We start from the raw sequence: 21,554 nt of genomic DNA, 5'->3' as shown, positions 1-21,554 counted from the left end.
TGCCACGTGCGGTATCCGAGGCGCCCCTGTGGCGCCTCGTTTCGTTCATGCCTCCTGCCTGTCGACCAGCCCTTGCGCCTGCAAGGCGCACAAGGCGTCTTCCAGGGTCTGCATCCCCTGCCCTGCGCCAGTCTGCATGACCGATTGCAGCTGCGCCAAACGTCCTTCTCGAACCAGGTTGCGCACCGCAGACGTGGCCACCAGCACCTCGCGCGCGGCCACGCGCCCGCCGCCCTTGCGCTTGACCAATCGCTGCACCACGACCATGCGCAGTGACTCGGCCAACAGGCTGCGCACCAAGGTTTTCTCCTGCGCGTCGAACATATCGACCAGGCGATCGAGGCTGCTCACTGCACAGCGAGCGTGGACGGTCGCCAGCACCAGATGACCGGTCTGCGCGGCCCGCAAGGCCAAACGAATACTCTCCAGGTCACGCAACTCGCCCAACAGGATCACGTCGGGGTCCTGGCGCAAGGCGCTGCGCAAGGCCTGGGCGAAGTCACGGGTGTGCCGGCCCACCTCGCGCTGCGTGACCAGGCTGCGCTGGCTGTGGTGAAGGATTTCGATGGGGTCTTCCAGCGTGATCACATGGGCCGGGCGCGTTCGATTCAGGTGATCGACCAGTGCCGCCAGGGTGCTGGACTTGCCGCTGCCGGTGGGGCCGCCGACCAGCAGCAGCCCATCCAGCCACTGCGAAACAGGACGAAACACATTGGTCAGTGCCAGGGCTTCGAGGCTGGGCACCTCCGAGGGCAGCAAGCGCAGGCTGGCGGCAGGGCCGCATTGCTGGCGGAACAGGTTCACCCGTACTCGCCGTGCGTCGGGCAAGGTCAGGGCCAGGTCCAGCTCGTCACCCTCGCGCCACTGTGTACGCTGGTCATCCTGGAGCCAGGGGCACAGGCTGGCGAACACCTGAGCGTCGGCCAGCGGTGGCAGGTCGAGTCGGCGCAGGTCGCCGTCCACGCGTACGCAAGGGGGATGTCCGGCAGCCAGGTGCAGGTCGCAAGCGCCGGCGGCGGCGGCTTGGCCCACGAGTACAGTCACGTCCATGAGACTCCTCAACGGCGAGCAAGCAGGTAGAATGCCGCAGACCCTCAGGCCGTCGGCAGCGATCCAATGTCCACACTAGCAGACACGTATTCCGCCCTCATCACCCGCATCGAGCACGCCGCGACCACTGCGGGCCGCGACCCTGCCGAGGTTCGGCTGCTGGCGGTGAGCAAGACCAAACCCGCCGAAACGGTGCGCCAGGCCTACGCGGCCGGCGTGCGCGACGTGGGCGAGAACTACCTTCAGGAAGCCCTGGACAAGCAACAGGCGCTGACCGATCTGACCTTGACCTGGCACTTCATCGGCCCCATTCAATCGAACAAGACACGCGCCATCGCCGAACACTTCGACTGGGTGCATTCCGTGGACCGCCTGAAGATCGCGCAGCGCCTGTCGGCGCAACGGCCGGCGCACCTGCCGGCACTGAACGTCTGCCTGCAGGTGAACGTCAGTGGCGAGGACAGCAAGTCCGGGTGCAGCCCGGACGAGCTGGCAGCGCTGGCCGCTGCCGTCGCGGCATTGCCCGGCCTGCGCCTGCGTGGGCTGATGGCGATCCCCGAGCCCACCGACGATCGCGCGGCCCAAGACGCTGCCTTCGCACGCCTGCGCACGCTGCGCGATGGCCTCGGCCTGGCACTGGACACCTTGTCGATGGGCATGAGCCACGACCTGGAAGCGGCGATCGCCCAAGGTGCGACCTGGGTACGCATCGGCACCGCCCTGTTCGGGGCACGCGACTACGGGCACGCCTGATTCCATGCTTTACTCACTCTTTCCTTCAAGGACCTGACATGAGCACTACACGTATCGCTTTCATCGGCGCGGGCAACATGGCGGCGAGCCTGATCGGCGGCATGCGCGCCCAAGGCGTGGAGGCATCGCGCCTGCGCGCCAGTGACCCGGGCGCCGAGACCCGTGCGCGCATCCAGGCCGAGCAGGGCATCGAGGTGTTCGAAGACAATGCCCAGGCCATCGCCGGTGCCGACGTGATCGTGCTGGCGGTCAAGCCCCAGGTGATGAAGGCCGTGTGCCAACGCTTGCAGCCTGACCTGCAACCCGGCCAGCTGGTCGTCTCGATCGCTGCCGGGATCACCTGCCAGAGCCTGCAGGCCTGGCTGGGCGACTGCCCGGTAGTGCGCTGCATGCCCAACACGCCCTCTCTGCTGCGCCAGGGCGTCAGCGGCCTGTACGCCACCGCCGAGGTATCGGACCTGCAGCGTCAACAGGCGGAGCAGCTGCTCTCGGCGGTCGGCACGGTCGTCTGGGTGGATCACGAGCAACAGATCGACGCCGTGACCGCCGTGTCGGGCAGCGGCCCGGCCTACTTCTTCCTGATGATCGAGGCCATGACCGCAGCGGGCGAGAAGCTTGGCCTGTCACGCGAGACCGCCTCGCAGCTGACGCTGCAGACCGCGCTCGGTGCGGCGCACATGGCCGTGGCCAGCGACGTCGATGCCGCCGAGCTGCGCCGGCGCGTCACGTCGCCGGCCGGCACCACCGAAGCGGCGATCCGGTCCTTTCAAGACAACGGCTTCGAGGCCCTGGTCGAACAGGCCCTGCAGGCCGCTGCGCACCGCTCTGCCGAACTGGCCGAACAACTGGGTAAATGAGGAGCCCTCGATGAATGCACTGTCTGGCGCCGCGATCTTCGTGGTGCAAACCCTGGTCAGCCTGTACCTGGTGATCGTCCTGCTGCGCTTCGTGTTGCAACTGGTCAAGGCCAACTTCTACAACCCCCTGAGCCAGTTCGCGGTGCGGGCTACCCAGCCGCTGCTCAAGCCCATCCGCCGGATCGTGCCGAGCATCGCCGGCCTCGACACCTCCTCGCTGCTGCTGGCGATCGTCATCCAGGCATTGCTGATGGCCTTCGTGCTGATGGTCAGCTATGGCACCTTCGGCGATGTCCCGCACCTGCTGATGTGGGCGCTGCTCGGCATCGCCTCGCTGTTCCTGAAGATCTTCTGGGTGGCGATGATCGTCATGGTGATCGTGTCGTGGATCGCCCCGAACAGCCACAACCCGGCCGCCGAACTGGCCTACCAGATCAGCGAACCGGTACTGGCGCCCTTCCGCCGGATCCTGCCCAGCCTGGGCGGCATGGACATCTCGCCGATCTTCGCCTTCCTGGCGATCCAGGTGATCCAGTCGTTCGTCATGCCGCCCCTGGCTGCCTATGCCGGCATGCCGCAAGAGCTGTGGCGGATGATCTGAATCGGCCAATGACCCGCTGAAAGGGCTGCGTTGCAGCCCGATCGCGGGCAAGCCCGCTCCCACACCCGTAGCGCCACCGCGGCCTTCCAGGCAAGCGCGGTCTTGCAGGGCTTGCCCGCGATGCAGACGACGCCTGATCAGGCCCGTTCGCTATCAACGCCTGCTCCAAGCAACGACCTGCCCTCAGCAGAATGACTGGCCCGTGTGGGAGCGGGCTTGCCCGCGATCGGCCGCCCGGCCGCCGCCCGTGGTCTCATCGCGCCCCATCCCCCTCATGCGCCTTGCCGCTGCCGGGAGGGGTCTTTAGACTTACGCCTCATTCACGCGTGAGCAGGGTCGATGTCCACTGCCTTCCCCAAAGATTCCGTCGGTCTGGTCGTGCCGCAACTGGCGCGGTTCGACGACCCCCTGACCCTGGCCTGCGGTCGTTCGCTGGCCGGTTACGAGCTGGTCTACGAAACCTATGGCACGCTCAATGCCAGCGCCAGCAATGCGGTGCTGATCTGCCATGCGCTGTCGGGCCATCACCACGCAGCGGGCTATCACACGCCTGAAGACCGCAAGCCTGGGTGGTGGGACAGCTGCATCGGCCCTGGCAAGCCGATCGACACCGAACGCTTCTTCGTGGTGAGCCTCAACAACCTTGGCGGCTGCAACGGCAGCACCGGCCCGAGCAGCCTCAACCCGGCCAGCGGCAAGCCCTACGGTGCCGACTTCCCGGTGCTGACCGTGGAAGACTGGGTACACAGCCAGGCGCGCCTGGCCGACCGTCTGGGCATCACCCAGTGGGCCGCCGTGGTCGGCGGCAGCCTGGGCGGCATGCAGGCGCTGCAATGGACCATGACCTACCCCGACCGGGTGCGCCATTGCGTGAACATCGCCTCGGCGCCCAAGCTGTCGGCGCAGAACATCGCGTTCAACGAGGTGGCCCGCCAGGCCATCCTGACCGACCCGGAATTCCATGGTGGCTCGTTCCAGGACCAGGGCGTGATTCCCAAGCGCGGCCTGATGCTGGCGCGCATGGTCGGCCACATCACCTACCTGTCCGACGATTCGATGGGCGAGAAATTCGGCCGCGAACTCAAGAGCGACAAGCTCAACTACGACTTCCACAGCGTCGAGTTCCAGGTGGAAAGCTACCTGCGCTACCAGGGCGAAGAGTTCTCCGGACGCTTCGATGCCAACACCTACCTGGTGATGACCAAGGCACTGGACTACTTCGATCCGGCGGCGGCTCATGGTGGCGACCTGGCAGCGACCCTGGCCCACGTCAAGGCCAACTACTGCGTGATCTCCTTCAGCACCGACTGGCGTTTCTCGCCTGCCCGCTCGCGGGAGATGGTCGATGCCCTGATGGCCGCGCGCAAGAACGTCTGCTACCTGGAGATCGATGCCCCTTACGGCCACGACGCGTTCCTGATCCCGTCCCCGCGCTACATGCAGGGGTTCTCGAACTACATGAACCGCATCGACATCTGAGGACCCCATGAGAGCCGATCTGGAAATCATCCAACAGTGGATTCCCGCCGGTAGCCGGGTACTCGACCTCGGTTGCGGCAATGGCGAGCTGCTGGCATCGCTGCAGGCACACAAGCAGGTCACCGGCTATGGCCTGGAGATCGACCCGGACAACATCGCAGCGTGCGTGGCCAAGGGCGTCAACGTCATCGAGCAGGACCTGGACAAGGGCCTGGGCAACTTCGCCAGCGACAGCTTCGACGTGGTGATCATGACCCAGGCATTGCAGGCGGTGGAGTACCCCGATCGCATCCTCGAAGAGATGCTGCGGGTCGGTCGCCAGTGCGTGATCACCTTCCCCAACTTCGGCCACTGGCGCTGCCGCTGGTACCTGGCGACCAAGGGCCGCATGCCGGTCTCGGACTTCATGCCGTACACCTGGTACAACACGCCGAACATCCACTTCTGCACCTTCGCCGACTTCGAGAGCTTGTGCGTCGAACGTCAAGCGAGGATCATCGATCGCCTGGCCGTCGACCGCCTGCATCGACACGGCTGGGCCAGCCGGCTGTGGCCCAACCTGCTTGGCGAAATCGGCATCTACCGGCTGAGCAGCCCAGGCCTTCAGGGGCACAAGGTCGCGGTCTGAGCCGACGCCCGTCGGCACACGGGCTCGCCTTCCGACACTGCAGACCCCGCGCGTCATTGCCGCGCGGTGCGTCCTGCGCTTCAACCCAGACAGACTTCCAGGCCCATGATGAATTTCCCGCAACTCGTATTGGCCAGCCACAACGCTGGCAAGCTCAAGGAACTGCAAGCCATGCTCGGCGCCTCCGTGCAGCTGCGCTCGGTCGGCGAGTTCAGCCAGGTCGAACCCGAAGAGACCGGCCTGTCGTTCGTCGAGAACGCCATCCTCAAGGCACGCAATGCCGCGCGCCTTTCTGGTCTGCCGGCGCTGGCCGACGACTCCGGGCTGGCGGTCGACCACCTGGGCGGCGCGCCGGGCATCTACTCGGCCCGCTATGCCGATGGCCAGGGCGATGCTGCCAACAACGCCAAGCTGCTCGCGGCCCTCAAGGATGTGCCCGAGGCACAGCGCACCGCGCAGTTCGTGTGCGCGCTGGCCCTGGTACGGCATGCCGACGACCCGCTGCCGATCCTTTGCGAAGGGCTTTGGCACGGGCGCATCCTGTTCCAGGCCAGCGGCGAGCACGGCTTCGGCTATGACCCGCTGTTCTGGGTACCGGAACGCGATTGCTCCAGCGCCGAGCTGAGCCCTGCCGAGAAGAACCAGCTCAGCCACCGCGCACGCGCCATGGCCCTGCTGCGTCAGCGCCTGGGGCTGGCATGACGGCAAACGTTTCGACACCCGCGCTGATGACCCTGCCACCGCTGGCGCTGTACATCCATATCCCCTGGTGCGTGCGCAAGTGCCCCTATTGCGACTTCAACTCGCACACGGCCGGCCCCGAGTTGCCCGAGCAGGCCTATGTCGATGCGCTGCTGGCCGACCTCGAGCAGGACCTGCCGGCCGCCCAAGGTCGCCCGCTGACGTCGATCTTCTTCGGGGGTGGTACGCCCAGCCTGTTCAGTGCCGAGGCGCTGGGCCGGCTGCTGCGTGGCATCGAAGCCCGCATCGCCTTCAGCCCGGACATCGAAATCACTCTGGAAGCCAACCCAGGGACGTTCGAGCAGGACAAGTTCAAGGCCTACCGGCAACTGGGCATCAATCGCCTGTCGATCGGCGTGCAGAGCTTCCAGCAGGCCAAGCTGCAGGCCCTGGGGCGCATCCATGACGGCGGCGAGGCGGTACGCGCTGCCGGCATGGCACAGGCGGCCGGGTTCGACAACTTCAACCTCGACCTGATGCACGGGCTGCCTGGGCAGTCGCTCGAAGAAGCCTTGGGCGATCTGCGCCAGGCCATCGACCTGGGCGCTACCCACCTGTCGTGGTACCAGTTGACCCTGGAGCCCAATACCGTGTTCTGGAACCAGCCTCCCGCGCTGCCGGAAGACGACATCCTCTGGGACATCCAGGAGGCCGGCCAGGCGTTGCTGGCCGAGCAGGGCTTCGCTCAGTACGAGGTCTCGGCGTACGCGCGTCCAGGAAGGGCCGCCCGGCACAACCTCAACTACTGGAGCTTCGGCGATTTCATCGGTATCGGTGCCGGGGCGCACGGCAAGCTCAGCTACCTGGACGGGCGTATCCTGCGCACTTGGAAGACGCGCCTGCCCAAGGACTACCTGAACCCGGCCAAGCCGTTCCAGGCAGGGGAAAAACGACTGCCCCTGGACGAGTTGCCGTTCGAATTCCTGATGAACGCCCTGCGCCTGACCGACGGCGTCGACGCTCAGCTGTTCACGGAGCGGACAGGCGTGCCGCTTGCGCAGCTGGATAGCGCACGGCGCGAGGCCGAACAAAAGGGGCTTTTACGGGTCGAACCGCAGCGCTTGGTCGCCACGCCACGCGGACAGCTGTTCCTGAACGACCTGTTGCAGTACTTCCTGACCTGAGGAACCTTCCATGGATGTGATGCTGGACCTGCTCTCGAACGTGTCGCACTGGAGTCGCGGTCACCTGTCGGAGATTTCGCTGGCGCTGGTCGGTTGTATGCTGGTGCTGTTCGGCGCAGACCTCAAGGGCGCGGTAGAGCAACGCCTGGGTGGGGTGAACGGCGCGCTGCGGGTGCCGGCCATGGCGGCCCTGATGCTGGTTGGCTGCGGCGCCGCACTGATCCATGCGACACCGTGGGTGGAGAAGGGGCTGGCGCAGTTCGGCAACTACGCGCTGGGGCCGGTCTTGCTGGTGGTGGTCGTGCTGATCGGGGTCGTCGCGGACCGACGGGGCTGAAGCACCTGGCGGTGCACTTCCCCGACCCGTCGCTGACCGCGCCGATCGATCAGCGTCCTTGCCGCCCTAGACCTTCTCGAATTTCAAGTCCCAGACACCATGACCGAGCCGCTCGCCGCGGCGCTCGAACTTGGTGATCGGCCGCTCCGGCGGACGAGGCACGTAGGCATCGTCGGCCGCCTGGTTGCGATAGCCCGGTGCGGCCTGCATCACCTCCAGCATGTACTCGGCATACGGCTCCCAGTCGGTCGCCATGTGGAACACGCCGCCGACCTTGAGCTTGCGACGCACCAGTTCGGCGAAGCCGGCCTGGACGATGCGGCGCTTGTGATGGCGCGCCTTGTGCCACGGATCGGGGAAGAACAGCATCAAGCGGTCGAGGCTGTCATCCGCCACGCAGCGGTTGAGCACCTCGATGGCGTCGCAGTCGTACACGCGCAGGTTGGTCAGCCCCTGGGTCAGCACCCCATTGAGTAGTGCACCGACACCGGGCCGATGCACCTCGACGCCGATGAAGTCCTGCTCAGGCGCGGCGGCGGCCATCTCCAGCAGGGAATGGCCCATGCCGAAACCGATCTCCAGGGTGCGCGGCGCCGAGCGCCCGAACACCTGGTCGTAGTCCACGACACTGTCCGCCAGCGGCAGGATGTACAGCGGCCCGCCCTGGTCCAGGCCGCGCTGCTGGCCTTCGGTCATGCGCCCGGCGCGCATCACGAAACTCTTGATACGGCGCTGGGGGCGCGCTTCGCCGTCTTCGGGGATCAGCGTTTCTTGCGATTCAGTCATCAGGGGCTCTTACTTGATCAGGCCTTCCAGCGGCGAGGACGCGCTGGCATAGAGTTTTTTCGGCATGCGACCGGCCAGGTAGGCCAGGCGCCCGGCGACGATGGCATGCTTCATGGCTTCGGCCATCATCACCGGTTGCTGGGCGTGGGCGATGGCCGAGTTCATCAGTACGGCCTCGCAGCCCATTTCCATGGCGATGGTGGCATCGGACGCGGTGCCGACGCCGGCATCGACCAGCACCGGCACCTTGGATTCTTCGAGGATGATCTGCAGGTTGTAGGGGTTGCAGATGCCCAGCCCGGTGCCGATCAGGCCCGCCAACGGCATCACCGCGATGCAGCCGGCTTCGGCCAGCTGGCGGGCGATGATCGGATCGTCGCTGGTGTAGACCATCACGTCGAAACCGTCCTTGACCAGCACGTCGGCGGCCTTGAGGGTCTCGATGACGTTGGGGAACAGGGTCTTCTGGTCGGCCAGCACTTCCAGCTTGACCAGGTTGTGCCCATCGAGCAGTTCGCGGGCCAAACGGCAGGTGCGCACGGCTTCGACGGCGTCATAGCAGCCTGCGGTGTTCGGCAGGATGGTGTAACGGTCCGGCGGCAGCACGTCCAGCAGGTTGGGCTCGCCCGGGTTCTGGCCGATGTTGGTGCGACGCACGGCCACGGTGACGATTTCGGCCCCCGAGGCTTCGATGGCCAGACGGGTCTCTTCCAAGTCACGGTACTTGCCCGTGCCGACCAGCAGGCGCGAGCCGAAGGTGCGGCCGGCCAGGGTGAACGGCGTGTCGCTGCGAAGGTTGCTCATCATTGTTCCTCTGAAAAGGTTGCAGGGCCTGCGGGCCGTCGGCGTCCGCCGGCTCAGCCGCCGCCAATGGCGTGAACCACCTCGACGTGGTCGCCTTCGGTGAGCAGCGTGCCTTCATGCAGGCTGCGCGGCACGATGTCCTGGTTGAGTTCCACGGCGACCCGGCGACCGGCCAGGTCGAGCCGAGCCAGCAGGGCCGAGACGCTCTCGCCCTCCGGGACGTCGTAGGGTTCACCGTTCAGTTGAATGCGCATGGCACGAGCACCACTGTTCTTTGGGGCCCGCATTCTAGCCCCGATCCGCACCTGAACCCAAGGGCGCCCCACGCCATTCGTCCCACGGGCCGGCTCCCTGGCTCACACCAGGCGCCAGGCCGCGAGCCCCAGGCAGAACCAACCGCCCAGCAAGCACAGGCCGCCGAAGGGCGTGATGATGCCCAGCTTGCTCACGCCGGTCAGGGTCAGCAGGTACAGGCTGCCGGAGAACAGGACGATGCCCAGCGTGAACAGGCCACCGGCCCAGCCCATCAGTCGCCCTGGCAGGTGGGCGCACAGCACGGCGACACCCAACAGGGCCAGCGCATGGACCAGCTGGTAGAGCACACCGGTGTGAAAGATCGCCAGGTACTCGGCGCTCAGTCGGTTCTTCAGCCCGTGGGCGGCGAAGGCGCCCAGCGCGACGCCGGTGAAACCGAAGAATGCGGCGAGCATCAGGAAGCTGCGAAGCATGGGGCGACTCCTTCAAAGGGGTCTGTATAATGGCCGGTTCCATCCGTCCGGCCAAGTCACCGCCATGCTGACCTCCCTGCTTCGCCGACTCGCCTTCGTCCTGCTCTGGTTCGCCGCCGCCAGCGTCGTGCTGGTGATCCTGCTGCGCTGGCTACCGCCGCCTGGCACCGCGTTGATGGTCGAGCGCAAGGTGCAGTCATGGTTCGGCGACGCGCCCATCGACCTGCAGCGCGAGTGGCGCCCCCTGGAGCGCATCGCCGACCCGCTGAAGCTGGCGGTGATCGCCGGTGAAGACCAGAAGTTCGCCGAGCACCACGGCTTCGACATCCCGGCCATCCGCGCAGCGCTGTTGCACAACGAACAGGGCGGCAGCCTGCGCGGGGCCAGTACCTTGAGCCAGCAGGTGGCGAAGAACCTGTTCCTGTGGCCGGGGCGCAGCTGGCCCCGCAAGGCCCTGGAGGCCTGGTTCACCGGGCTGATCGAGCTGTTCTGGTCGAAGGAACGGATCCTGGAGGTCTACCTCAACAGCGTCGAATGGGGCCCTGGCGTCTTCGGCGCCCAGGCTGCGGCGCAGTACCACTTCAAGGTCGACGCCGACCGGCTCTCTCGCCAGCAGGCCAGCCAGTTGGCCGCCGTGCTGCCCAGCCCGCTGCGCTGGAGCGCCAGCCGACCCAGCACATACGTGGCAGGCCGGGCCAGCTGGATCCAGCGGCAGATGAGCCAGCTTGGCGGTTCCGCCTATCTGCTGCAGTTGCAAGGCACGCGCCCATCGCGCTCAAGCGAACTGGCCAACGAACGCTGAGCGACCACCCGAAACGACGAAGGGGAGCAGGCCGATACCCGGCCTGCTCCCCTTCGTCCTGCTGCCCGAACGATCAGGCCGCGATCAGCGCCTTGACCTTGTTCATGGCGTTCTTTTCCAGCTGCCGAATACGCTCGGCCGAGACGCTGTACTTGTCCGCCAGCTCGTGCAGGGTCGCCTTCTCTTCAGCCAGCCAGCGCTGGTACAGGATGTCGCGACTGCGGTCGTCCAGGCCATTGAGCGCCTCGTGGAGGTTGCTGCTGGAGTTGTCGCTCCAGTCGGCGTCCTCGAGCTGCATGGCCGGGTCGTAGCGGTGGTCTTCCAAGTAGTGCGCAGGCGACTGGAAGGCGCTGTCGTCGTCGGCTTCGGCCGCCGGATCGAACGCCATGTCCTGACCGCTCAGGCGGCTTTCCATCTCGCGCACCTCGCGCGGTTCCACGCCCAGGCTCTCGGCGACGCGATGGACCTCGTCGTTGTTCAGCCAGGCCAGACGCTTCTTCTGGCTGCGCAGGTTGAAGAACAGCTTGCGCTGCGCCTTGGTGGTCGCCACTTTGACGATGCGCCAGTTGCGCAGGATGAATTCGTGGATCTCGGCCTTGATCCAGTGCACGGCAAAGGACACCAGCCGCACGCCCATTTCCGGGTTGAAGCGTTTCACGGCCTTCATCAGGCCGACGTTACCTTCCTGGATCAGGTCGGCCTGGGCCAACCCGTAACCGGCATAGCTGCGGGCGATGTGCACGACGAAGCGCAGGTGCGCCATCACCATCTGCCGAGCGGCTTCCAGGTCTTGCTCATAGTAGAGACGCTCGCCCAGTTCACGCTCCTGCTCGACCGTCAGCAGCGGGATGCTGTTGACCGTGTGCACGTAGGCTTCCAGGTTCGCACCGGGCACCAGGGCATAGGCAGGTTGCAACGAAGTGGTCATTCAAGAACCTCCGACTCACTGAAAATGTGCTCATGGCACTGCCAACATTGACCAGAACCCGCAGGGCAAGTTCCGGTCGTGAAAAAGGCTTAATGTTGGCGAACAGACTTAACGTGGCGCCAGCTCGTTCAGGTGACGAGCCACGGCGATCCATGCACCGATATACCCCAACAGTACAGCACCGATCAAGAGTGAAAGTCCATCGGCTCCTGGCACACCTGCCAGGGCGAAGTCGCTGCCGTAGAGGTCGGAAAGCCCCACCACGGCATCGTTGAGCCAGTTCAACGCGAAGGCCAGGATACCCCAGGCCAGCACGCCCGCACCCAGGCCATAGAGCGCGCCCATGTACAGAAAAGGCCGACGCACGTAGCTGTCGGTACCGCCCACCAGCTTGATCACTTCGATCTCGATCCGGCGGTTCTCGATGTGTAGACGAATAGTGTTACCAATTACTAACAGCAAGGCGGAAATCAATAGCACGGCCAGGCCGAAGACGAAGCGATCGCCCAACTTGAGGATCGCGGCCAGGCGCTCGACCCAGACCAGGTCGAGCTGCGCGACCTCGACCCGCGGCAGTTCCGCCAGGCGCTGACGCAAGGCCTCGAGCGCCGGCTTGTCGACCTCGGTCGGGGTCACCACCACCACGCCAGGCAGCGGGTTGTCCGGCAGCTCGCGCAATGCTTCGCCAAGCCCCGACTGCTGCTGGAACTCGTCCAGCGCCTGCTCGCGGCTGACGTAGTGCGCATCCGCGACGCCCGGCATGCCAGCGATCTGCGACCGCAGGGCTTCGCCCTGGGCGCCAGTGGCGTCGAGTTTCAGGTACAGGGAAATCTGCGCGGCGCGTTGCCAGGAGCCGCCCAGGCGCTCGACGTTCTTCAGCAGCAGCGACAGACCCATGGGCATGCTCAGCGCCACGGCCATCACCAGGCAGGTGAAGAAACTGCCGATCGGCTGCTTGCCCAGGCGCCGCAGGCTGTCGGCCAGGCTGGCCCGGTGGCTTTCCACCCAGGCACGCAGCAGGGCCTTGAACTCCGGCCCATCGTCGTCGTGCGAGCCGCGCTTCTTGGCAGGCTTGGCATCGGCGGCCTTCGGCGCGACGCGCTCGGACACCTTGGGGCTACGAATCTCGCTCATTGTCCGGCCTCCCCGTCGCCGATCAGTCGGCCGCGCTGCAAGGTCAGCATGCGGTGGCGCATGCGGGCGATGAGGGCCAGGTCGTGACTGGCGATCAGCACGGTGGTGCCCAGCCGGTTGATGTCTTCGAACACGCCCATGATCTCGGCCGCCAGGCGCGGGTCGAGGTTACCGGTCGGTTCGTCGGCCAGCAGCAAGGCCGGCTGGTGAACGATGGCACGGGCGATCCCGACGCGCTGCTGCTGCCCGGTGGACAGGTCCGCCGGGAACAGCTCGCCCTTGTCGCTCAGCGAGACCCGCTCGAGCGCCGAATCGACACGCTTGGCGATTTCGTCCTTGGACAGGCCGAGTATCTGCAATGGCAGGGCGATGTTGTTGAAGACCGTGCGATCGAACAGCAACTGGTGGTTCTGGAACACCACACCGATCTGGCGCCGCAGGAACGGGATCTGTGCATTGGTGATCTGGCCCAGGTCCTGCCCGGCCAGCAGCAACTTGCCGCTGGTCGGTCGCTCCATCGCCAACAGCAGGCGCAGCAAGGTGCTCTTGCCGGCGCCGGAGTGGCCGGTCACGAACAGGAATTCGCCGCGGCGCGCACGAAAGCTCAGCTCGTGCAGGCCGATGTGGCCGTTGGGGTAGCGCTTGGCAACCTGTTCGAAGCGAATCATGGGTGCTCTCGCTCGGCGAACAGCGCCTTGACGAACGGCTCGGCCTCGAAGGTGCGCAAGTCGTCGATGCCTTCGCCCACGCCGATGAAGCGGATCGGCAACCCGAACTGCTTGGCCAGGGCGAAGATCACGCCGCCCTTGGCGGTACCGTCGAGCTTGGTCAGCGCCAGGCCGGTCAGTTCGACGCTCTGGTTGAAGTGCTTGGCCTGGTTGATGGCGTTCTGGCCAGTACCGGCATCGAGCACCAGCAGCACCTCGTGGGGCGCGTCGGCGTCCAGCTTGCCGATGACGCGGCGAACCTTCTTGAGCTCCTCCATGAGGTTGTCCTTGGTGTGCAAGCGCCCGGCGGTGTCGGCGATCAGCACGTCGATGTTGCGCGCCTTGGCGGCCTGCACGGCGTCGAAGATCACCGAGGCCGAGTCGGCACCGGTGTGCTGGGCGATGACCGGAATGCTGTTGCGTTCACCCCAGACCTGCAACTGCTCGACCGCTGCGGCGCGGAAGGTGTCGCCGGCGGCCAGCATGACCTTCTTGCCTTCGAGCTGGAGCTTCTTGGCCAGCTTGCCGATGGTGGTGGTCTTGCCGGCGCCGTTGACCCCGACGACCAGGATCACGAACGGCTTGTTCTGCGACTGGATGCGCAGGGGCTGCTCGACAGGGCGCAGCAGGCCGGCCAGTTCGTCCTGCAGGGACTTGTACAGCGCATCGGCATCGGCCAACTGCTTGCGTGCGACCTTCTGCGTCAGGCTCTGGACGATCACCGAGGTCGCCTCGACACCGACGTCGGCCGTCAGCAGGCGTGTTTCGATTTCCTCGAGCAGGTCGTCGTCGATCGCCTTGCGCCCCAGGAACAGGCTGGCCATGCCCTCGCCGATGCTGGCGCTGGTCTTGCTCAGGCCTTGCTTGAGGCGGGCGAAGAAACCGGTCTTGGCCTCCTCCTGACGTGCCGGCGCAGCAGGGGCCGGCTCGACCTCCGGCTCAGGCGTTGCGGCAGGCGCAGGTGGAACGACGGGCGCGGGTGCCGCTGGCGAGGGCTCACGCGGCGTGGGCGCTGCAGGCACAGGCGGCGGGGAGGCAACAGGCACGGGCGCCACCGGAACGGGAGGCACGACAGCCGGCTCGGGCATGCGCGCCGTCGGTACGGGCGATGCGGCCAGCGTCTCTGGCGCCACCTCGACGGCCACCGGAGAGGGCTCCACCGGGGTAGGCTCGACGAACACGGACGCCGGGCGCTCGGGGATCTGCGGCGGTGGCTGCGGCGTCAGGTCGCTCACCAGCGCAACCGGTTCCTCGGCCACGGGCAGCACCAGGCTGCCGGTCGGCGGCTCGTCAGGGTCGATGTGCTCGGGCATCGCCTGCACAGGGGCCTCTGGCAACGGCTCGGCACGGGGGGGAATGGCAGGCGGCTCGGTCGGCGCCACCGTCGGTGCATCCGCGGTGACGGCCGGCGCCTCGGCGGCCGATGGGGCTACAGGCTCGGGTGCCGACGGCTCGGCGACAGGGGTCTGCGGCTTCTTGCGAAACCAGCTGAACAGGCCTTTTTTACCACCAGCATCGGCCGGGGCTTTCTTGTCGTCGTTGGAACCAAACATGGGAGACGGCTATCTCAGGCAAGCGATCCGCCACCAGTGGCGCATCGGAATTCTTCAAATGCAGAACAGACTATTTTGAATCCGCCTGGTTCATGCGCAATGTTTTGTCGTGAGGCCTGCGGGGCGAGAACGGCAACAGGCATGGTCGCCAGGCAAGCGGATCAGTATCCTAGCACCTCCTGGCCCACGGACGCTAAGTCCGCGCTGGCCGCCCTACAGGTTAAACAACGTATGAATGCTCTCGCTCGCCGCGCCGCTGGCCTGTTGCTCAGCGCGCTCTGCTTGCCCCTGACGGGCCATGCCGCCACCGCTCAACCCACCCATGAATTCACCCTGGACAACGGCCTCAAGGTGGTCGTGCGCGAGGACCATCGCGCGCCCGTGGTGGTGTCCCAGATCTGGTACAAGGTCGGGTCGAGCTACGAGACGCCAGGCCAGACCGGCCTGTCCCACGCCCTCGAGCACATGATGTTCAAAGGCAGCGCCAAGCTCGGGCCTGGCGAAGCCTCGCGGGTCCTGCGTGACCTGGGCGCCGAGGAAAACGCCTTCACCAGCGACGATTACACCGCCTACTACCAGGTCTTGGCGCGCGACCGCCTGCCGGTCGCCCTGGAGCTGGAGGCCGATCGCATGTCCAGCCTGCGTCTGCCGGCCGATGAGTTCAGCCGTGAAATCGAGGTGATCAAAGAGGAACGTCGCCTGCGCACCGACGACAGGCCGGCTGGCAAGGCCTTCGAGCGGTTCCGCGCCATGGCCTACCCGGCCAGCGGCTACCATACGCCGACCATCGGCTGGATGGCCGACCTCGAGCGCATGAAGGTCGAGGAACTGCGCCACTGGTACGCCTCCTGGTACGCCCCCAACAACGCCACCCTGGTGGTGGTCGGCGACGTGACGGCCGACGAGGTCAAGGGCCTGGCGCAGCAGTACTTCGGCGCGATTCCCAAGCGTGAGGTACCGCCGGCCAAGCTGCCGATCGAACTGGCCGATGCCGGCCAGCGGCAGCTGACCCTGCACCTGCAGACTCAACTGCCGATGCTGCTCTATGGCTTCAACGTACCGGGCCTGGCCACCGCCAAGGACCCGCGCGAGGTGCATGCCCTGCGCCTGATCTCGGCCCTGCTGGACGGTGGCTACAGCGCCCGCCTGCCGGCGCGCCTGGAACGCGGCCAGGAACTGGTCGCCGGCGCCTCGTCGAACTATGACGCCTTCACGCGTGGCGACAGCCTGTTCATGATTTCGGCCACGCCCAACGTGCAGAAGCACAAATCCCTGGCCGACGTCGAGCAGGGGCTCTGGCAACAGCTCGATGAGCTCAAGACCACGCCGCCCAGTGCCGAAGAGCTCGAGCGCGTGCGCGCGCAGGTGATCGCCGGGCTGGTCTACGATCGCGACTCGATCAGCAGCCAGGCCACCACCATCGGCCAGCTGGAGACCGTCGGCCTGTCGTGGAAGCTGATCGACCAGGAACTCGACGCCCTCAAGCAGGTGACGCCTCAGGACGTCCAGAACGCCGCACGTACCTATTTCACCCGCGAACGCCTGAGCGTCGCCCACGTCCTGCCGGAGGCATCGGCCCATGAATGATCGTCGCGCACTGCGCTCGTTACCCCTGGGCCTGGGCGGCCTCACCCTGGCCCTGGCTCTGCTGCTGGTCGGCCCGGCCCAGGCCGACAGCACCAAGCCGGACGCGCCGCGCCCTGGTGGCGCCCTGCACTCGCTGGCCGAGCTGGACGGCAAGGCCCCCGCTCGACGCACCTTCGACATCCAGTCCTGGAAGACCCAGGAAGGGGCCAGGGTGCTGTTCGTCGAGGCCCGCGAGCTACCGATGTTCAACCTTCAAGTGACCTTCGCCGCAGGCAGCAGCCAGGATGGCGACACGCCAGGCGTGGCCACGCTGACCAACGCGATGCTCAACGAAGGCGTACCCGGCAAGGACGTCACGGCCATCGCCCAAGGGTTCGAGGGGCTGGGCGCCGAGTTCGGCAACGGCGCGTACCGCGACATGGCCATCGTCTCGCTGCGCAGCCTGAGCGCTGCCGACAAACGCGAACCGGCCTTGGCGTTGTTCGCACAGGTGGTCGGCCAGCCGACCTTCCCGCAGGACTCCCTCGCCCGGATCAAGAACCAGATCCTGGCCGGCTTCGAGTACGAGAAGCAGAGCCCCGAGAAGATCGCCAGCAAGGCGCTGTTCAGCCACCTCTACGCATCGCACCCCTACGCGCACCCGAGCGACGGAACGCCCGAGAGCGTACCGCCGATCACCCTCGAGCAACTGCGCGCGTTCCATGCCAAGGCCTACGCGGCCGGCAACGCGGTGATCGCGATCGTGGGCGACCTGGACCGCCAGCAGGCCGAGCAGGTCGCTGCGCGCGTGTCATCGTCCCTGCCCAAGGGCCCTGCCCTGCCCGCGCCTGCCATGCCAAGCGAACCCAAGGCCGGGATGACGCATCTCGACTTCCCGTCCAAGCAGACGCATCTGATGCTGGCCGAACTGGGCATCGACCGCGCCGACCCGGACTGGCCAGCGCTGTCGCTGGGCAACCAGATCCTCGGTGGCGGCAGTTTCGGCACGCGCCTGATGAGCGAGGTGCGCGAGAAGCGTGGCCTGACCTACGGCGTCTATTCGATGTTCAGCCCGATGCAGGTGCGTGGTCCGTTCATGATCAACCTGCAGACCCGCGCCGAGCTGAGCGAGGGCACGTTGGGCCTGGTGCGCGACATCCTCACCACCTACCTGAAGGACGGCCCGACCCAGCAGGAGCTGGACGCCGCCAAGCGTGAGCTGGCCGGCAGCTTCCCGCTGTCGAACGCCAGCAATGCCAGCGTCGTCGGGCAGCTGGGCGTGATCGGCTTCTACAACCTGCCGCTGACCTGGCTGGAAGATTTCATGCAGCAGTCGCAGGCGTTGACCGTGGCGCAGGTTCGGGACGCGATGCGTCGTCACCTGAGCGCCGAAAAGCTGGTCATCGTCACCGTGGGCCCGAAGGTGCCCCAAAAGCCGCTGCCCGCCCCTACCGACACACCTGCCGAGCAACCTCTCGGCGTACCGGAGCACTGATGGCACGATCGTCTCAACCCGCCCGCCCTGTCCGAGGCCAGGGCCATGTGCGGATCATCGCTGGCGAATGGCGCAGCCGCCGCCTGAACGTCCCGGAGGGTGCGGGCCTGCGGCCCACCCCGGACCGCGTGCGTGAAACCGTCTTCAACTGGCTGGCGCCCAGCATCGAGGGCGCGCGCGTGCTCGATGCCTTCACCGGCAGCGGTGCCCTGGTGCTCGAAGCGCTGTCTCGAGGCGCGGCGGATGCCGTGGCCCTGGACACCAACCCTGCCGCCATCGCCAACCTGCGGGACAATCTGGAAGTGCTGCGCTGCCCGCGCGGGCAACTCTTGCAGACCGATGCGGTGCGCTACCTGGAGGGTCCGGTGAAACAGACGTTCGACGTGGTCTTCCTCGATCCGCCGTTCCACGAAGGTCTGCTCGCCACCGTCTGCACGTTGCTCGACGAACGCGAGTGGCTGCGTGAGCATGCCTGGATCTATACCGAGAGCGAGGCGGCGCCGTCCACCTTGTCCATGCCCGAGCGCTGGCGCCTGCACCGGGAAAAGAAAACCGGCCAGGTCTACTACGCCTTGTGGCAAAAGCACTGACGCTCCATCGCCCCTGCATAACTAATTAACGCAGGCGGCACGCCCGTCCTGTCGACACTCCTGGGGGACCCCCTCAGGAGCTTCGGCCATGCCTCGATCCCCTCTACTGCCTGCCTTGCTCGCCCCTCTGGGCGAAGGCGCCTCACTGCCAGGCGGTGCCTCGGCTCGCCAGCCTCAGCGATTCACGCTGGATAACGGCCTCCAGGTCTATCTGCTCGAAGACCATCGTGCCCCCTTGGTCGCCGTCCAGCTGTGGTACCACGTCGGCTCGAGCGATGAACCGCCAGGGCGCTCCGGGATGTCACACTACCTCGAGCACCTGGTGTTCAAAGGTAGCGCCAAGCTGCCCGCAGGGTACTACACGCAAACCTTGTCGCGCCTGGGCGCGGACTGGAACGCCTTCGCCTACGAAGACGCCACGGTGTTTCACGCAACGCTGCCGTCGAGCCGCATGGAGGTCATCCTGGAGGCCATGGCCGATTCGATGGCCACGGCGACCCTTGCGCCCACCCAGTGGACGACCGAACGTGACGTGGTCCTGGCCGAGCGCCGGGCACAGGTCGATGACAACCCCGTGGCGCTGGCCCTGGAACGCGCGAACAGCCTGGCCCATGGGGCCAGTCCCTACGCGGCCCCCCTGATCGGACACCCGGAGGAGATCGAGCAGCTCGACCTGGCTGCCGTGCGCGACTGGTACAAGACCTGGTACCACCCCAACAACGCCACGCTGGTCGTGGCAGGCCATGCCGAGCTGGACAGCCTGCGGGCGATGGTCGAGCGTCATTTCGCCATGCTGCCTGCACGTGCATTGCCCGAGCGGCCCAGGCCACGCTACGAGGCGACGACCGATGCACGCATCCAGACCGTGACGCTGCCAGGCTTGCGCCCTGGGTTGGTCATGAGTTTCAACGTTCCCAGCCTGGGCACAGCCGATGCCCCGGAGCAGGCCGTGGCGCTGAGCCTGCTGACCGAGTGGCTGGGCAATGGCAAGGGCTCTCGTCTGTATACACAACTGGTCCTCGAGGAGGGGGTGCTGCAGGCCCTTTCCGTTGCCTACCGGTCCTTGATGCGCGGCGACTCGCTGCTGACCATCAGCGCGTTCTCCAACCCGGCGATCGCCACGCCGGCGCAGGCGGCGGCGCGCATCCTCGACATCGTCGAGGCACTGGGCACGGCACCACCTACCGCAGCGGAACTGTCCAGGGCCAAGGCGCGCCAGCTGGCCGCGCGCATCTATGCCCAAGACGCTATCGATGGGCAGGCTCGCCTGGTCGGTCTGCGCGCCACCGTTGCCCTGGACCCCCTGCAACATGTCGACCAGACCACCCTGATCAATGGCCTCCAAGGCGAAACGCTTCGCGCAGTGGCCCAGCGTTACCTGACCGCTGAACGACGCACCATCACCTACCTGATGACCGAGGACACTCCTCATGAGTAACGTGCCGCCCTGCGCCCCAGCGTCGTCGACTGCCGACGCGCGCTGTTCCCCTCGTCCAGCCGCACTGGCCGAAGAGAACCCACTGGCCCTGCTGACGTCGGCCGCCCACCTGGACCTCGACAGGCTGGAACGCCTCGATATTCCCGTGCAGGCCTGGCAGACCGACGCGGGCAGCCGCGTGCTCTTCGTGCCGTCGTCCACCGTCCCGATGATCGACGTGACCGTGCGCTTCGCGGCGGGCGCTGCCTACGACGGCGACCTGCCAGGCCTGGCGGCCATGACGTTGCACATGCTCGACAAAGGCACCCAGCGCCATGACGCGGCAGCCTTCGCCCAGGCACTGGAGGGCTCCGGCGCCCTGCTGGGCAAGACCATCGACGCCGACCATGCCACCTTGACACTGCGCACCCTGAGCGAGGCCACGTTCAGTGAAACGGCGCTCGGCTTGTTCGAAGACGTGCTGGCGCGCCCGGCCTTCGCGCCTGCCCTGCTGGCCACGGTCAAGGGCCAGTTCCGCGCCTATCAACAAGGTCGGCGGCAGCTCGCCTATCACCGGGTCAGGGCCGCCGTGCCCAGCCACCTGTTCGCCGGGCATCCGTATGCCCATTACTACGGCAGCGTGCCAGACAGCTTGTCGCGCCTGACCGTGGACGATCTGCGGGCCTACCATCGACGTGCCTATTCGGCGCGCAACCTGCAGGTGTCGATCGTCGGCGATCTGTCACGCGAGCGTGCGCAGGCGATCGCGCACCGGCTGAGCCTGGGGCTCAACCAGAACTGGGCCTCCATCGAGCTGCCCGCGGTACAGCCCCGCGAGCAGGAGATCGTTCATCTGGAGCAGGCGGGCGCCACGAGCCAGATCGCGATCGCCTGCCCGATCGACACAGTGCCGGGCTCCGATGCGGACCTGGCCTTGCTGCTGGGCAACCAGGTACTGGGCGAGGGCCTGAACTCACGCCTGATGCAGGAGCTGCGTGTGCGCCGCGGGTTGACCTATGGCATCCGTTCGGTCCCGCAGCAGCTGCGTGCGGCTGGATTCCTGGGCATCTACTGGGATGTCGCGCCTCAGTACACCGATGCATCGCAGACGCTGGTCGAGGCGCTGGTGGACCGTTTCGTCGAAGAAGGCCCCAGCGAGCGGGAAGTGGGCATCGCGCGCCAGCAGATCGCTGGCCAGTGGCTCAAGCAGGTGGCTGAGAACGGCCGTCTGGTGAACCTGCTGGCTTATGTCAATCAGCAAGGCCTGGATGAAACCTACCTCACGACCTACCTGGATCGCCTGGCAGCCGTGGAGCCCCGGCAGGTGCGCGAGGCCTTCGCCCTGCACGTCCATCGGGCACGCCAGGTAGCGGTCAGCGCAGGACCGGACGTGCCACAGGTGCCGTTGCCCTGAACCGCTCACTCGCTCGGCGGGTCGATCCATGGGATGCTGCCACGCATCGCCTGGAGTCCA

General features: G+C 66.5%; 23 protein-coding genes. 14 read left to right on the top strand and 9 right to left on the bottom strand.

Going from position 1 to position 21,554, the window contains the following annotated elements:
• Positions 1-45: 45 nt before the first annotated feature.
• Complete coding sequence (locus G7Z99_RS04665) at positions 46-1,050, bottom strand: type IV pilus twitching motility protein PilT (protein WP_181092418.1); 1,005 nt, start codon at positions 1,048-1,050, stop codon at positions 46-48.
• Between the two features lie 66 nt (positions 1,051-1,116).
• Here G7Z99_RS04665 and G7Z99_RS04660 point away from each other — a divergent pair, with 66 nt between their 5' ends.
• The 8 genes from G7Z99_RS04660 (at position 1,117) to G7Z99_RS04625 (ending at position 7,570) form a co-directional block, all read left to right on the top strand.
• Positions 1,117-1,803, top strand: coding sequence for a YggS family pyridoxal phosphate-dependent enzyme (locus G7Z99_RS04660; RefSeq protein WP_181092417.1), 687 nt, complete (start codon positions 1,117-1,119; stop codon positions 1,801-1,803).
• Positions 1,804-1,841: 38 nt separating this feature from the next.
• Positions 1,842-2,660, top strand: a complete 819-nt coding sequence (gene proC / locus G7Z99_RS04655; protein WP_181092416.1) for a pyrroline-5-carboxylate reductase — start codon at positions 1,842-1,844, stop codon at positions 2,658-2,660.
• Positions 2,661-2,670: 10 nt separating this feature from the next.
• Positions 2,671-3,261, top strand: a complete 591-nt coding sequence (locus tag G7Z99_RS04650) for a YggT family protein (RefSeq protein WP_181092415.1) — start codon at positions 2,671-2,673, stop codon at positions 3,259-3,261.
• Positions 3,262-3,600: 339 nt separating this feature from the next.
• Positions 3,601-4,740: a homoserine O-succinyltransferase MetX gene (metX, locus tag G7Z99_RS04645; RefSeq protein ID WP_181092414.1), complete on the top strand. Its 1,140-nt coding sequence runs from the start codon at positions 3,601-3,603 to the stop codon at positions 4,738-4,740.
• Between the two features lie 7 nt (positions 4,741-4,747).
• Positions 4,748-5,368: a methionine biosynthesis protein MetW gene (gene metW / locus G7Z99_RS04640; protein WP_181092413.1), complete on the top strand. Its 621-nt coding sequence runs from the start codon at positions 4,748-4,750 to the stop codon at positions 5,366-5,368.
• 105 nt (positions 5,369-5,473) lie between these two features.
• The gene (rdgB, locus tag G7Z99_RS04635) at positions 5,474-6,070 is read left to right on the top strand and encodes an RdgB/HAM1 family non-canonical purine NTP pyrophosphatase (RefSeq protein ID WP_181092412.1); all 597 of its coding nucleotides are present in this window, start codon (positions 5,474-5,476) and stop codon (positions 6,068-6,070) included.
• Positions 6,067-7,233, top strand: a complete 1,167-nt coding sequence (gene hemW / locus G7Z99_RS04630) for a radical SAM family heme chaperone HemW (protein WP_181092411.1) — start codon at positions 6,067-6,069, stop codon at positions 7,231-7,233. Before rdgB ends, hemW begins: the two co-directional genes overlap by 4 nt.
• A gap of 10 nt (positions 7,234-7,243) precedes the next feature.
• Positions 7,244-7,570, top strand: a complete 327-nt coding sequence (locus G7Z99_RS04625; RefSeq protein WP_181092410.1) for a DUF3392 family protein — start codon at positions 7,244-7,246, stop codon at positions 7,568-7,570.
• A 66-nt stretch (positions 7,571-7,636) separates the two neighbouring features.
• On the opposite strand, the gene trmB is transcribed toward G7Z99_RS04625, so the two are convergent.
• The 4 genes from trmB to G7Z99_RS04605 all read right to left on the bottom strand — a co-directional run bounded on the left by trmB (position 7,637) and on the right by G7Z99_RS04605 (position 9,888).
• Positions 7,637-8,356, bottom strand: a complete 720-nt coding sequence (gene trmB / locus G7Z99_RS04620) for a tRNA (guanosine(46)-N7)-methyltransferase TrmB (protein ID WP_181092409.1) — start codon at positions 8,354-8,356, stop codon at positions 7,637-7,639.
• A gap of 9 nt (positions 8,357-8,365) precedes the next feature.
• A complete protein-coding gene (locus G7Z99_RS04615) occupies positions 8,366-9,160 on the bottom strand; it encodes a thiazole synthase (RefSeq protein WP_181092408.1) in 795 nt (264 codons plus the stop codon).
• A 53-nt stretch (positions 9,161-9,213) separates the two neighbouring features.
• Complete coding sequence (gene thiS, locus G7Z99_RS04610) at positions 9,214-9,414, bottom strand: sulfur carrier protein ThiS (protein WP_060395308.1); 201 nt, start codon at positions 9,412-9,414, stop codon at positions 9,214-9,216.
• Between the two features lie 102 nt (positions 9,415-9,516).
• On the bottom strand, positions 9,517-9,888 hold the full coding sequence (locus tag G7Z99_RS04605; protein ID WP_181092407.1) for a DUF423 domain-containing protein: 372 nt from the start codon (positions 9,886-9,888) through the stop codon (positions 9,517-9,519).
• A gap of 64 nt (positions 9,889-9,952) precedes the next feature.
• Between G7Z99_RS04605 and mtgA the strand changes: the two genes are divergently transcribed.
• On the top strand, positions 9,953-10,690 hold the full coding sequence (gene mtgA, locus G7Z99_RS04600) for a monofunctional biosynthetic peptidoglycan transglycosylase (protein ID WP_181092406.1): 738 nt from the start codon (positions 9,953-9,955) through the stop codon (positions 10,688-10,690).
• A gap of 73 nt (positions 10,691-10,763) precedes the next feature.
• Here the strand turns inward: mtgA and rpoH are convergent, their stop codons facing one another.
• The 4 genes from rpoH to ftsY form a co-directional block, all read right to left on the bottom strand.
• Positions 10,764-11,618, bottom strand: a complete 855-nt coding sequence (gene rpoH / locus G7Z99_RS04595; protein WP_181092405.1) for an RNA polymerase sigma factor RpoH — start codon at positions 11,616-11,618, stop codon at positions 10,764-10,766.
• Between the two features lie 108 nt (positions 11,619-11,726).
• Positions 11,727-12,752, bottom strand: a complete 1,026-nt coding sequence (ftsX, locus tag G7Z99_RS04590) for a permease-like cell division protein FtsX (protein ID WP_181092404.1) — start codon at positions 12,750-12,752, stop codon at positions 11,727-11,729.
• The gene (ftsE, locus tag G7Z99_RS04585; RefSeq protein ID WP_060395313.1) at positions 12,749-13,420 is read right to left on the bottom strand and encodes a cell division ATP-binding protein FtsE; all 672 of its coding nucleotides are present in this window, start codon (positions 13,418-13,420) and stop codon (positions 12,749-12,751) included. The genes ftsX and ftsE overlap by 4 nt, the downstream gene beginning before the upstream one ends.
• The gene (ftsY, locus tag G7Z99_RS04580; RefSeq protein ID WP_219854066.1) at positions 13,417-15,012 is read right to left on the bottom strand and encodes a signal recognition particle-docking protein FtsY; all 1,596 of its coding nucleotides are present in this window, start codon (positions 15,010-15,012) and stop codon (positions 13,417-13,419) included. Before ftsY ends, ftsE begins: the two co-directional genes overlap by 4 nt.
• A gap of 231 nt (positions 15,013-15,243) precedes the next feature.
• On the opposite strand from ftsY, the gene G7Z99_RS04575 reads away from it, so the two are divergent.
• The 5 genes from G7Z99_RS04575 (at position 15,244) to G7Z99_RS04555 (ending at position 21,494) form a co-directional block, all read left to right on the top strand.
• Entirely contained in the window at positions 15,244-16,599 is a 1,356-nt protein-coding gene (locus tag G7Z99_RS04575) for a M16 family metallopeptidase (protein WP_181092403.1), read from the top strand.
• A complete protein-coding gene (locus G7Z99_RS04570) occupies positions 16,592-18,073 on the top strand; it encodes a M16 family metallopeptidase (protein WP_181092402.1) in 1,482 nt (493 codons plus the stop codon). The genes G7Z99_RS04575 and G7Z99_RS04570 overlap by 8 nt, the downstream gene beginning before the upstream one ends.
• Positions 18,073-18,663 carry a 16S rRNA (guanine(966)-N(2))-methyltransferase RsmD gene (gene rsmD / locus G7Z99_RS04565; protein ID WP_181092401.1) on the top strand — a complete coding sequence of 197 codons (591 nt, stop codon included), beginning with the start codon at positions 18,073-18,075 and terminating at the stop codon, positions 18,661-18,663. The genes G7Z99_RS04570 and rsmD overlap by 1 nt, the downstream gene beginning before the upstream one ends.
• Positions 18,664-18,751: 88 nt before the next feature.
• Complete coding sequence (locus G7Z99_RS04560) at positions 18,752-20,101, top strand: M16 family metallopeptidase (protein WP_181092400.1); 1,350 nt, start codon at positions 18,752-18,754, stop codon at positions 20,099-20,101.
• Complete coding sequence (locus G7Z99_RS04555) at positions 20,094-21,494, top strand: M16 family metallopeptidase (protein ID WP_181092399.1); 1,401 nt, start codon at positions 20,094-20,096, stop codon at positions 21,492-21,494. Before G7Z99_RS04560 ends, G7Z99_RS04555 begins: the two co-directional genes overlap by 8 nt.
• The last annotated feature ends 60 nt before the right edge of the window (positions 21,495-21,554 follow it).

The sequence above is a fragment of the Pseudomonas entomophila genome, assembly GCF_013523165.1.
Taxonomy (GTDB): domain Bacteria; phylum Pseudomonadota; class Gammaproteobacteria; order Pseudomonadales; family Pseudomonadaceae; genus Aquipseudomonas; species Aquipseudomonas entomophila_A.
This window is presented reverse-complemented; position numbering and strand designations above follow the sequence as displayed.

Coding starts and splice junctions, on each gene's coding strand:
- rpoH (WP_181092405.1), bottom strand. CDS start 11,618: ATGACCACTTCGTTGCAACCTGCCTATGCCCTGGTGCCCGGTGCGAAC.
- ftsY (WP_219854066.1), bottom strand. CDS start 15,012: ATGTTTGGTTCCAACGACGACAAGAAAGCCCCGGCCGATGCTGGTGGT.
- G7Z99_RS04625 (WP_181092410.1), top strand. CDS start 7,244: ATGGATGTGATGCTGGACCTGCTCTCGAACGTGTCGCACTGGAGTCGC.
- G7Z99_RS04570 (WP_181092402.1), top strand. CDS start 16,592: ATGAATGATCGTCGCGCACTGCGCTCGTTACCCCTGGGCCTGGGCGGC.
- trmB (WP_181092409.1), bottom strand. CDS start 8,356: ATGACTGAATCGCAAGAAACGCTGATCCCCGAAGACGGCGAAGCGCGC.
- proC (WP_181092416.1), top strand. CDS start 1,842: ATGAGCACTACACGTATCGCTTTCATCGGCGCGGGCAACATGGCGGCG.
- mtgA (WP_181092406.1), top strand. CDS start 9,953: ATGCTGACCTCCCTGCTTCGCCGACTCGCCTTCGTCCTGCTCTGGTTC.
- G7Z99_RS04555 (WP_181092399.1), top strand. CDS start 20,094: ATGAGTAACGTGCCGCCCTGCGCCCCAGCGTCGTCGACTGCCGACGCG.
- G7Z99_RS04660 (WP_181092417.1), top strand. CDS start 1,117: ATGTCCACACTAGCAGACACGTATTCCGCCCTCATCACCCGCATCGAG.
- metW (WP_181092413.1), top strand. CDS start 4,748: ATGAGAGCCGATCTGGAAATCATCCAACAGTGGATTCCCGCCGGTAGC.
- G7Z99_RS04575 (WP_181092403.1), top strand. CDS start 15,244: ATGAATGCTCTCGCTCGCCGCGCCGCTGGCCTGTTGCTCAGCGCGCTC.
- hemW (WP_181092411.1), top strand. CDS start 6,067: ATGACGGCAAACGTTTCGACACCCGCGCTGATGACCCTGCCACCGCTG.
- G7Z99_RS04665 (WP_181092418.1), bottom strand. CDS start 1,050: ATGGACGTGACTGTACTCGTGGGCCAAGCCGCCGCCGCCGGCGCTTGC.
- rdgB (WP_181092412.1), top strand. CDS start 5,474: ATGATGAATTTCCCGCAACTCGTATTGGCCAGCCACAACGCTGGCAAG.
- G7Z99_RS04615 (WP_181092408.1), bottom strand. CDS start 9,160: ATGAGCAACCTTCGCAGCGACACGCCGTTCACCCTGGCCGGCCGCACC.
- metX (WP_181092414.1), top strand. CDS start 3,601: ATGTCCACTGCCTTCCCCAAAGATTCCGTCGGTCTGGTCGTGCCGCAA.
- G7Z99_RS04605 (WP_181092407.1), bottom strand. CDS start 9,888: ATGCTTCGCAGCTTCCTGATGCTCGCCGCATTCTTCGGTTTCACCGGC.
- ftsX (WP_181092404.1), bottom strand. CDS start 12,752: ATGAGCGAGATTCGTAGCCCCAAGGTGTCCGAGCGCGTCGCGCCGAAG.
- thiS (WP_060395308.1), bottom strand. CDS start 9,414: ATGCGCATTCAACTGAACGGTGAACCCTACGACGTCCCGGAGGGCGAG.
- ftsE (WP_060395313.1), bottom strand. CDS start 13,420: ATGATTCGCTTCGAACAGGTTGCCAAGCGCTACCCCAACGGCCACATC.
- G7Z99_RS04560 (WP_181092400.1), top strand. CDS start 18,752: ATGCCTCGATCCCCTCTACTGCCTGCCTTGCTCGCCCCTCTGGGCGAA.
- rsmD (WP_181092401.1), top strand. CDS start 18,073: ATGGCACGATCGTCTCAACCCGCCCGCCCTGTCCGAGGCCAGGGCCAT.
- G7Z99_RS04650 (WP_181092415.1), top strand. CDS start 2,671: ATGAATGCACTGTCTGGCGCCGCGATCTTCGTGGTGCAAACCCTGGTC.